This window comes from Allobosea sp. AAP35, from assembly GCF_001295925.1.
In the GTDB taxonomy this organism is placed as follows: Bacteria; Pseudomonadota; Alphaproteobacteria; order Rhizobiales; family Beijerinckiaceae; genus Allobosea.
The window spans coordinates 109602-119104 of the sequence record NZ_LJHQ01000038.1; the positions used below are offsets into that span (position 1 = coordinate 109602).

The window sequence follows — 9503 nt, forward strand, 5'->3', positions numbered from 1 at the left end:
AACGGGTTTCCGAATTAGATTATGTAAGCTTGATACGGATAGACACTATTAAATGAAAACGCTTTAGCAGTTTTCATTCGCTAATCATCTGCCCCGTCTTCTTAATGAATCCTTGCCGGAAGTGCGTCATCGCAGCGACGCCGTGCTTCAGGTATGACGCACACTCAGGGTTGCGTCGGGTCGCCCGCCAACGACCTATGGGTACCGCTAGTGGAGTGATTCTCATGACAGGATCGAGCCCGATCGATCTCGATGCCGTTTCGTGGGACGATCTGCGTCTCTTCACGATGGCCGCTCGCCACCGCAGTTTCCGGGGGGCGGGCCTTGCCGCAAAGGTCAGCGCCTCGACCTTCGCACGGCGCATTGATGCTCTCGAAGATCAGCTCGGCCTGAAACTGTTCAACCGCATGCCTGATGGCATCGTGCTCACCACGCTGGGTGAACGGATTTTTGAGGTCGTGGCCGAGATGCGCTCGCCCTTGCAGAATCTGAAAGCCCTTATCGAGGACGAGCGCGCCGGCGCCTCCTCCGTCTCGGTCACGGTGACGCAAGGCATGGGAGTTGGCTGGTTGATCCCGCGCTGGAACCAGTTTCAGGCCGCGCATCCCAACATCCAGCTCGATCTCAGGTTATCGATGGATTTTGCTGATGTGCTGCGCTTTGGCTGCCAGATGGCAATACAACTGCGCCGACCTGAAAATGCAGACGTCGTGGCTTACCGCCTGGGCCGAATGCATTTCCACCTGTTTGCAAGCCCCAGTTACATCGAGCGCTTCGGCAAGCCTCATGACTGGGGCGATATCGCCCGGCACGCATTCGTCGACCAGGTTGATAGCGGCGTGCCCAGTGGCCAAGTCGAAGACATTCTGAAAGGCTCTCAGGTCGCGAGCCGGATCGTCGCTCGCGTCAACAACAGCTCCGCCAACCTAGCGGCGATCGAGGCGGGGCTCGGCATCGGCGTGCTGCCGACCTACACCATCGCCTTCTTCGGTAGCGAGATCGAGCCGATCGACATCGGCTTGCGCACCTGCCACCTCGATATCTGGCTAACGTTTCGGCCTGAAGTCCGCGCCTCCAGTAGCGCTTCCCATGTTATCGACTGGATCAAGTCGATCTACGATACACGCAAGTATCCATGGTTTGGCGACGAGTTCATCCACCCGGACGAATTTGCAGGGGTGCGCATCTGAAGCGCTGGCACGGTGTTTCAACGGGTTACCGAATGGATGGCTAACCCGTCTGAGTGCTGCCCCGCCCTTGTGGGGCGGGGCGATTGGCCGGCCTCTCACTCGGCAGTCCGGCGGGACCAGATCAGGGAGAACGCTCCGGGGGTCTCGGCGTCCTCGATGAGGGTCGCGTAGATTGCTGCCGGGAAGGAAGCTTGGATCGTCGACTTTGGCCGAGAGGTAGGTCTTGCCTTCTCGGGACGTCTTGGCCCATGCCGCGCCGATCTCGGTCTTGCCGGCGAAGAGGCGGTGGCTGGGGCCCTTGTCGCTTTCGGCGGCGTTACGGACGAAGCGGATTTTGCCGTTGAGGGTGAGGGTCGCAATCGCGCCGGCGAAGCCGCCGTTTTCGTCGCGCTTGAAGGTGCCGATCGTCGCCATGATGGTCTCCTGTTTCTATGGTCGGGCCGCGACCACCGCGTCCTCGATAGCGGTCGAAGTGCCGGGCAGGCCCGACGCGCACCCGTAGGGTCGAAACTCATGTGGAGAACGGCGATAGCCGTTGCGCGGAACAGGGCATGCTCGGCAACGAAAACCAGACATGAGAGGTCGCGATCGACGCGGCCCTATCCCGGAATCGAGAGACCCTCCCGCGCCAATCGGCACCTTCAAGCGCGACGAAAACGGCCGCCCCAACCGGAGCGGCCGCCCATGATCCCGAACCTCTGCGTCCGCCTACTCAGCAGCGTCGGCGAACACGACAGGCGCATGCTCACCATCAACCTCACCGGCAGAAGTCGGCAAACAGGCCGGGAGCCATTCCGTTTCAACGAAAAGACCTTCTCATGTCCCATTGTTCACATCCAGGAGGTCCGCTTGTCAGCAGGCTGTTCGCCTTGGAGCAGCTCCAAGCAGACGCTGCCAGCGTCTGCTCCCGGGCGACGCATTGATGGTGGACAATTACCACGGCGGCTAGGTCGCAGTCGTCGCCAAGCGTTGATCGCGGATATCAACGCCGCAGATAGCATATGGTGCGACAGGCCCAGCTACAGAGATCCTTCGAGGAAGCAGGCCCGCTAATTTTTTATTCCATGGGAATCAACAGGACGCAGATGTCGTCTTTCGGCGACATGATGGTCGTGCGCATTTTCGCTCGGGTTACACTGACGCGAAAGTTTTGGCGGGCCTGTGTCAAAGCACGCGACTTGACATTGCCGCCGACGATACGATCCGGATTGCCCACGATTTCGCCCTTGAACCGCTTAGGCCAGCCTTCGAAGATTATGACTTCGTCGAACTGCTTCCCCTTGGCCTTGTGCATATTCATCACGACGATGCCGGATTCGGGTTTGTGTGCCGTCGCGAAATGCTCCTGGGCAAAGGACTGCCGCGTAATGGTGAGGGCGTTCTTATAGCCGCCGGTGTCGCGCCAATCTTGTGAGAGGCTTTGACGCAGTTGGGTTCCGCGTTCTAGCAGGCGGACATTACGGGCTTCCTGGGCAACCTCGACGATACGCTTGCAGCCTCCGGCTTCGAGGACGGCTCGAATCGCTGTCCAGTCGGCATCGGGCTGCCCCGTCAGCGCAATAGTGCTCGCGGCCTCATGGACGGCGAATGTCGCCTGAAGAACGCTGTTACCCGGCGTCGCCTTGCCCTTAGCAATGCATCCATTCCATTTCTCCAGCGCGGACTTGAAGCGCAAGGCTTCCTCTAGATCGCCCTTGGTCGGGGTCGCTCCGCCTCGTCCGTTGAAGAAGCTGCAAAGCACTCCTACGAATTCATCGAAGCAGCCGCTGTTGCTGCGCTGTTGCAGCAGGAAGGCGATCACCTCGGCGGCAAGAATCGGACCTTCCATATCCACGGCCGCAGTGTGCGTGATCGGCGGCACGTTGCCAAACGGCGCGCGTAAATTGTCGGAGACCAGACGTGTCATACGCTTGGTCGGAACCAGGATTGCGAGCGACCAGTCCCGGCGACCCAGCGCGAGGAGCCGTTGCCGGGCCCTGAGCACCTGAGCGACGAGCGACGCATACGCCTGGTTAGGATTCGAGGCAAACCCCTCATACTCCACGCCGTGGTAGGGTTGGTCGCGAAACTTGCCCGTGAGGAGGTGATTGCCGAAGATAGCAATATCGGTCCCCTTGCTTCGGTGATTGTCCCCGGCCAGGTCGTGTTCGAACGGCTTGAACGCCTCCTTGAAGTGGTTCAGCCGCTCGGGATCCGCGCCGATGAAATCGAAGATGCGCTGCTCGGGATCAGCCAGCGAGATCAGCGTGCTGCTCTTCCCGATCGCCTCGACCGCGCGCCATTGATCAGCGCTTGTGTCTTGGAACTCGTCAAGGATGATGAACGGGTACATCGTCGAGACAAGCTCGCAGACCTTTGTTGACCCATGCAGCAAGATGGCCACGCGCTCGGCGAACAGATCGAAGCAGACCTTACCTTCCTCGGTCGCGAGCCGCATGCGCTCGGCCACCTCCAGCGCGGCCTTATGCACTTTCTCCTCATCCGATAGCTTTGACGGCGCCTTGAAGCCGCCGCGGATCGCTGAAAGCGCGATCGCCTCATTCGGCGGCGTCAGGATCGTCATCCGCCGCGGAAATCCGACGAGATAGCCATGCGCCTTGAGGATGCGCCAGAAGAAGGAGTGATAGGTATCGACCTCGATCCGCTTCTTTTCCTCCTTGGTGACCGACCGTTCTTCGTCGATCGCCTCGAACACTCGCGAGACGGTCGCTCGCGCGAAGCTCAGAAAAAGTATGCGCTGCCCCGGCCTAAGTTTCTCGCGCGCGATCTTCGCCGCCTTCAGGATCGACACAGTGGTCTTGCCCGAGCCGGGACCGCCGACGACGAGCTGATGCCCCTCGGCAGCCAGAACATCCTTTTGCGCTGGCGTCAGATCGACCATCGCGCCCTCTAGGCGCCGGACGCTGGCGCGGCTTGCTGGCCGTTCACTGCCGGTGGCGCTGGCGGGGCTGGCACAGTCGGTGCAAGAGGAGCGGGCGGTATCGGCGGCGCAGGCGGCGGATCACAGATCGCCTTCAGTGTTATGCAGGCGTCGCGAATCCAGGAGGGGAACTCGGCCTCGGAACACTGGCCTAGGAAATCGGCGATGCCCCAATTGCCCTTTGCCCAGCCGAAATACTCTTTCAGCGCCGCGTTCACGCTGCCCTTCGGATCGGGATATTTCGCAAGGATATGCGGCGGCCAGTCGAGCGCGTCGGAGAACCGCTCAAGCGCATCTTGGGTCGTCTTCTTGATGATGAGATCTTCAATCCCCTTTTCCTCATGCATGAACAGCCGCTCGACCTGGGCTTCGATCGCCGCCTTCGCTGGATCGGTCTGCTTGTCGCATAGCCCAAACGTCCGCTTCCCGAGGCCCTTGTACAGCCCGGCGAGGTCGGCGATCTGGGACTCCGTGCCTGCATCAATGACGCATATCCCGAGCGCCTCAAGCGACGCATAGGCGGCTGGGTTTAGCTCCGACAGCCGGCGCGCAGCCACCGGAAAGGCGCTGGCCTCAGTCGCACCCTCGGCGATGAGCACGCGGCGGGATAGGAGGCCCTCGCAAAAGCGCGTGCGAAACTCCTGCCGATAACGCTTGTGCTTTACGCTGTCGGGCAACGATATCTGCGCTTGGCTGAGCACACCGTGATTGGTCCGCGAAAGGATCACGGTCTCGTCGAGCTTGAACTCCTCAAGTACGTAAGGCGAGTGCGAGGTAACGATCGACTGCGCTGCCAGCTTGCGCAGCTCATGCACGATCCGCTTCTGAGCATAGGGCGGGATCGCGGTTTCGACCTCTTCCATGGCGAAGATGACATTCTGCTTGTCCTCTGCGATCTGCGACAGCATTGCTAGGACCAGCATGTTGATCGTGCCCGTGCCCTGGCGGAAGAAGGGCGCCGCGTGATCCCCGTCGCCAGTAGCGATGAAGGCGGTGACGACCTTACGAAGATGTTCACGCGTGAGGTTTGACACCTTGAGGTGCGGCCTCAAACCCCATTCGCGCGGCACATATTTCTTCAACGACTTGTCGATGCTGTCGAGCACGCCGGAAATGCCGAGCGCGGGATCGCTCGCCACATCGAAGGCGGCGAGCGTGCCGATAGTGCCTTCCCACATCTGCGGCCGAATTTCTTTCAGCCGCAGGATGATGTCGAGCAAACTGCCATGCTCCAAGCTGAGCGCGCGCGAGCCGGTGCGAAGGGAGCGCAGGAACAGGAAGCCGCAGTGCTGTTTGTCCTTCTTGGAGAATGGCTCGGGCTTGTCCGCCTCCGTTAGGCTGCGCGAATAGAAAGTGTTGCCGACGAAATCGTCCTCATCGGGATCGTAGGCGCCGATGAAGGTGACGCGGAGCGCCGCTTGAATGTGCGCGGCATCGACACCCGCCGGGTTGGCCTCGGTGAAGAAATCGCCAGTTTCGACATTGAGCCACTCGATGTTGCCGCCGAACCTGGCCTCCTGCTCTTCCGACAGGCCGGCGATCGTGACTTCGACGGTGATTTTCGGGGCTTCCGCGACGGGGGCCGCTCCAGCTTCATCGGCCACAGCGCCCTCCTCAGCGGAGGCCGCGGTCAGGGGAAGATACTTGCCCTCGAAAAAATCATGCTCATCGACCGGAGGCCTGCGGCTCAATCTATCCGGCCCGAGCGCAAGATCTATCGCCTCCAAGACCGAAGACTTGCCCGTGTTGTTGTCGCCGATGAGGACAGCATGGTCGGGCAGAATCAGCTTCGCGGAACTGATGCCCCGAAAATTCTCAATCGAAACGGAATAAATTTTCAAGACTGCCCCTTTCTGGATGATTTAATTTATCGTTATAATTGCATCAGGTCCGACGATAGCGTGGCGCCGAACAGCAAACTGCCGCCAACAAGCCTGTGAATTTGGGCTTCTGTGAAACCTGACGCGCGATGCGATCACCGAACCGGCCATCTAGAGTAAGCGCGTAGTCGCCCGATCGGAACCGCAATTGCCCCGTCATATCTGCGAGCTTCTCGAAGATTGGACGAAACCCGTTCCCATGTCCGGTATCCCCGGCAAATCTTGAAACGCCGGTCTCTACCATCGCTTGGAGGGCCGTTCCTTCATCGCCAATACCTTTGTGATCAGGATTCCGGGTCAAGCTCTGCAAAGCTCCTATGCCGGCATCCGCAATCACAAATTCGAACCGTCCCGCCTCAGCGGAGAACATCGCCATCCCGCTGTCAGTCGCCTCTGAATGGTCGACAACATTCCCGATGATTTCGCCCATAGCTGCCACGAGCAAGGCTGCCTTCTCGAAACCCGCTGCCAACGCGGCTTTGTGTGCATCGATCTTGAAGCTCGTGAGTATCTCTTCCAACTCCAGCCCCGCGCCGGTAACCAAGCCACGTCGACCGTCGGGGGCCAGCCACTGCCGCGACCTAGTGGTTAGCGCATTTAGCAGCGGCTGAAGTGAACCTTGATCCAGCCAATTGCATTTGCCGAGACTTTTCAGATCGATTCCAGCCTCCAGACCGGCTAGTTCGACGGCGGGGCCAACGGCCTGAGTTCGGAAGATCTTGGCATCTAGCCGCGGTACCAAGCCGCGCTGACGGGCGCGGCCTAGGCCATCCACCACGCTATAGTCGAATAACGGAGAGAGCAGGTCAGGCTGCAAGCTTGAACTTCCGCAACGAGGTTCCGAACCATCGTTCGGAGATGCGAATATTCTCGTCGAGCAGCGCATCAACTGGCTCGCCTGGAGCCGTCAGGCGCTTTTTCCAGCGCCGCTGCTCCTCATGATCTATCCAGGCAACCTCTCGGTGCTGCGCCTTCTCAAAAGGCGAACTGTCGATGACGCTGATGTCGTAGAAATTCGAGAGCAGTCCAACTACCTGCGTCCCTCCGCGCAAAACAAGCCCCAGACGGCGGCCGCACGCTTGCGCCAGCTCGACCAACCACTGCGCATGCTGACGCATGCGCAGTGGGTTTTTGGTGCCGGTAGTGAACTCATAGGCGATGTGTGTGACTTCCCCATGCGCAGCCACATATTCCGTCCAGCGCAAGAAATCTTGTCGAGTACGGCCGTTTACATGTAGCGCCGCGGCCTGCCCCTCCGAAACAAGCTCGTGATAGGAAAGCACGATGCGCCGCATGGAATGGAGGTCGTCCCAGCGAGGGCGGTCCACCATCAGGCTGAAATTGGGGGTTGTTACCATGGCAATACCAAGGCTACGGAGGTTCGCAATCGCCTTGATCCGACCTGGCGCTTCTAGCTTCCACCAGCCCTCGACCTCATGGTCCTGCGCGACACCCGAGAGAACAATGTCGGTGCGCGAGTCGATCTTATAGCTTTGGCAGATGCTCTCGCGCGTATTGAAACGGCAGCCAGCCGCCTGATCGAAGAAGCGGTAAAGGGGGATCGCGACAGCAGGTATCGTAATCGTCTTAACCAGCGCGCTGCCGTGAAAAAGCATCGGCAAGTAGGACGGGAGAACAAGAGGCCGGAGCGGCGCGATCTGCGGGGTTTCAAGATCGAGGCCTCCGACCTCGCGGATGCGATCGGCGAACCGCTGCGCATTCGGGCAGACGGCCTGGCAGCTATCCGACTTGCCGCAGCAGTGATCGAGACAGTTGAAGCCGGCCCCATCAATTGTCTGTCCGCCGCAAATGCCGAGCTCGGGACAGTCGATGCACCCCAATGACATCGAGGCGTTCGGCCGACTCCAGAAACTTTTGAAAGCTCGCTTGCGACGGGACATCAATATCGCCTCTAGCTGATAGTCACCTCGAATACGCCGCTGATTGGATCGGACGCGACGATGTCTGCACGAGCGATATTGCAGCCTTGTGCGACCGATCGGATCAATGCTGGGCTGGGGCTGGCGATCACCAGAACCGGCGAAATGCCGCGCCTGCCAATCAGCTTGTGCCCTTCGAAGCGCAGCGCAACGGAATCTCCGACTTCGAGTTGCGCATTACCCAGCACTTCGGCTTCGAACCGGTCAGGGGCGTGATCCGACACTTTGGAGAACAAATCCGGCGTATTGGCACCGAGAGCTGCATTGTCCCAGCATTTAGAAAAAGACTTTTTCGTTTTTTCTTTGAAATCAGCGCCCATTTCTGCCTCCCGCGAACAATGCTTTATAGTTCTTGGTACGCCCATGCGATTGTTCGCATATCAAACCTAAATTCGACAATGAGGCCAGACGATTGTTCCAAGCGGTTGCCTTAACCGGGCCATCTTCGATTTCCATCAACTTGCTCGCAGTTGTCTCGCCCTCGCGGTTGACCAAGTCGAACGTCAATTGCTGCATTGGATCAAGCTTGCCGATATGGCGGCAGCGCAAGACAGTGCCGCCTTCGTCGACGACGCAGGCCATAAGGACATCGCCTCGAAGGTGGACGAGCTCAACGAACTCGTCGAGTACGTCCGAATTAGCGTTTGCAATAGCAGGGTAGAAGTTGGATTTGCGGCCTCGAACGAATGTGCGGAATGCAAGGATGGATTCCCGCAAGTAGCTCGCTGTGGCGACCTCAATCCCAACGAAATTCACAAACAGGGGCTCTGGGCCCTCCGGCTCCGCAGGGATTGCCTCGACAAGCCTCGCGTAGAGCCGCCGTCCGCTCGGTGCTCCCGAGAGGATGGTGGTTCCAGCAAGTTTGGCGACTTCAAGAATCATGATCATACATCTCACGTATTGCACGTGAGATGTATGATCGAAGTGGTTGCGCAGTCAAGCCACCGCGATCAATTTCGGGGAAATAAGATGAGCTGGACGCTAGCTGGATGGCAGGACGCTTGAAACGGTGACCCGTTTACCGGCGTCGAGCGTCAGAGTTTCAGAGTGATCTGAACGTCCAGAATTGGCGTGAGCGCCAAAGTCCGCCCGTGGCGCAATTCGCTTGAACGCGGACACTTCCATAGCGTAAAACGATGATGAACTCGCTTGGTTTCGAACACGCAAACCGCCCCGCTTGTCGGCGGGGCGGTGGTTGCCGGTCCTCACTCGGCGGTCCTGCGGGACCAGATGAGGGAGAATGCTCCGGCGGTCTCGGCGTCTTCTATCAAGGTCGCGTAGATTGCTGCCGGGAAGCTCGGATCGTCGACTTTGGCCGAGAGGTAGGGCTTGCCTTCTCGGGACGTCTTGGCCCATGCAGCGCCGATATCGGTCTTGCCGGCGAAGAGGCGGTGGGAAGGGCCTTTGTCGCTTTCGCTCTCGGTGCGGACGAAGCGCACCTTACTGGTCAGGGTCAGAGTGTTGATCGCGCCGGTGAAGCCGCCGTTTTCGTCCTTCTTGAAGCTGCCGATCGTCGCCATGATAGTCTCCTGTCGTTTTGTCCGGGCCGCGACCACCGCGTCCTCGATGGCGT

At 59.5% G+C, this 9503-nt stretch carries 8 protein-coding genes and 1 pseudogene; 1 reads left to right on the forward strand and 8 read right to left on the reverse strand.

Going from position 1 to position 9503, the window contains the following annotated elements; genetic code table 11:
* Window positions 1-224: 224 nt before the first annotated feature.
* Window positions 225-1190 (forward strand): LysR family transcriptional regulator, encoded by a 966-nt coding sequence (locus IP69_RS13730; RefSeq protein WP_054143389.1) that lies wholly within the window; start codon window positions 225-227, stop codon window positions 1188-1190.
* A gap of 95 nt (window positions 1191-1285) precedes the next feature.
* On the opposite strand, the pseudogene IP69_RS21465 reads toward IP69_RS13730, so the two are convergent.
* From IP69_RS21465 to IP69_RS13770, 8 genes and pseudogenes are all read right to left on the reverse strand, one after another.
* Window positions 1286-1604: pseudogene (locus tag IP69_RS21465) on the reverse strand (DUF736 domain-containing protein).
* 643 nt (window positions 1605-2247) lie between these two features.
* Complete coding sequence (locus IP69_RS13740; protein ID WP_054143391.1) at window positions 2248-4071, reverse strand: UvrD-helicase domain-containing protein; 1824 nt, start codon at window positions 4069-4071, stop codon at window positions 2248-2250.
* Between the two features lie 8 nt (window positions 4072-4079).
* On the reverse strand, window positions 4080-5951 hold the full coding sequence (locus tag IP69_RS13745) for an AAA family ATPase (protein ID WP_054143392.1): 1872 nt from the start codon (window positions 5949-5951) through the stop codon (window positions 4080-4082).
* A 43-nt stretch (window positions 5952-5994) separates the two neighbouring features.
* Window positions 5995-6807, reverse strand: coding sequence for a hypothetical protein (locus IP69_RS13750; protein WP_054143393.1), 813 nt, complete (start codon window positions 6805-6807; stop codon window positions 5995-5997).
* Window positions 6797-7891 carry a hypothetical protein gene (locus IP69_RS13755; RefSeq protein ID WP_156323453.1) on the reverse strand — a complete coding sequence of 365 codons (1095 nt, stop codon included), beginning with the start codon at window positions 7889-7891 and terminating at the stop codon, window positions 6797-6799. Before IP69_RS13755 ends, IP69_RS13750 begins: the two co-directional genes overlap by 11 nt.
* An 11-nt stretch (window positions 7892-7902) precedes the next feature.
* On the reverse strand, window positions 7903-8250 hold the full coding sequence (locus IP69_RS13760) for a hypothetical protein (protein WP_054143395.1): 348 nt from the start codon (window positions 8248-8250) through the stop codon (window positions 7903-7905).
* Window positions 8240-8818, reverse strand: a complete 579-nt coding sequence (locus IP69_RS13765; RefSeq protein ID WP_054143396.1) for a hypothetical protein — start codon at window positions 8816-8818, stop codon at window positions 8240-8242. The genes IP69_RS13760 and IP69_RS13765 overlap by 11 nt, the downstream gene beginning before the upstream one ends.
* A gap of 317 nt (window positions 8819-9135) precedes the next feature.
* The gene (locus IP69_RS13770; RefSeq protein ID WP_054143406.1) at window positions 9136-9450 is read right to left on the reverse strand and encodes a DUF736 family protein; all 315 of its coding nucleotides are present in this window, start codon (window positions 9448-9450) and stop codon (window positions 9136-9138) included.
* Window positions 9451-9503 lie beyond the last annotated feature (53 nt).

Excerpts from the sequence above, each read along its gene's own strand:
- IP69_RS13755 (WP_156323453.1), bottom strand. The coding sequence starts at position 7,891 with ATGTCCCGTCGCAAGCGAGCTTTCAAAAGTTTCTGGAGTCGGCCGAAC.
- IP69_RS13730 (WP_054143389.1), top strand. The coding sequence starts at position 225 with ATGACAGGATCGAGCCCGATCGATCTCGATGCCGTTTCGTGGGACGAT.
- IP69_RS13740 (WP_054143391.1), bottom strand. The coding sequence starts at position 4,071 with ATGGTCGATCTGACGCCAGCGCAAAAGGATGTTCTGGCTGCCGAGGGG.
- IP69_RS13765 (WP_054143396.1), bottom strand. The coding sequence starts at position 8,818 with ATGATCATGATTCTTGAAGTCGCCAAACTTGCTGGAACCACCATCCTC.
- IP69_RS13770 (WP_054143406.1), bottom strand. The coding sequence starts at position 9,450 with ATGGCGACGATCGGCAGCTTCAAGAAGGACGAAAACGGCGGCTTCACC.
- IP69_RS13760 (WP_054143395.1), bottom strand. The coding sequence starts at position 8,250 with ATGGGCGCTGATTTCAAAGAAAAAACGAAAAAGTCTTTTTCTAAATGC.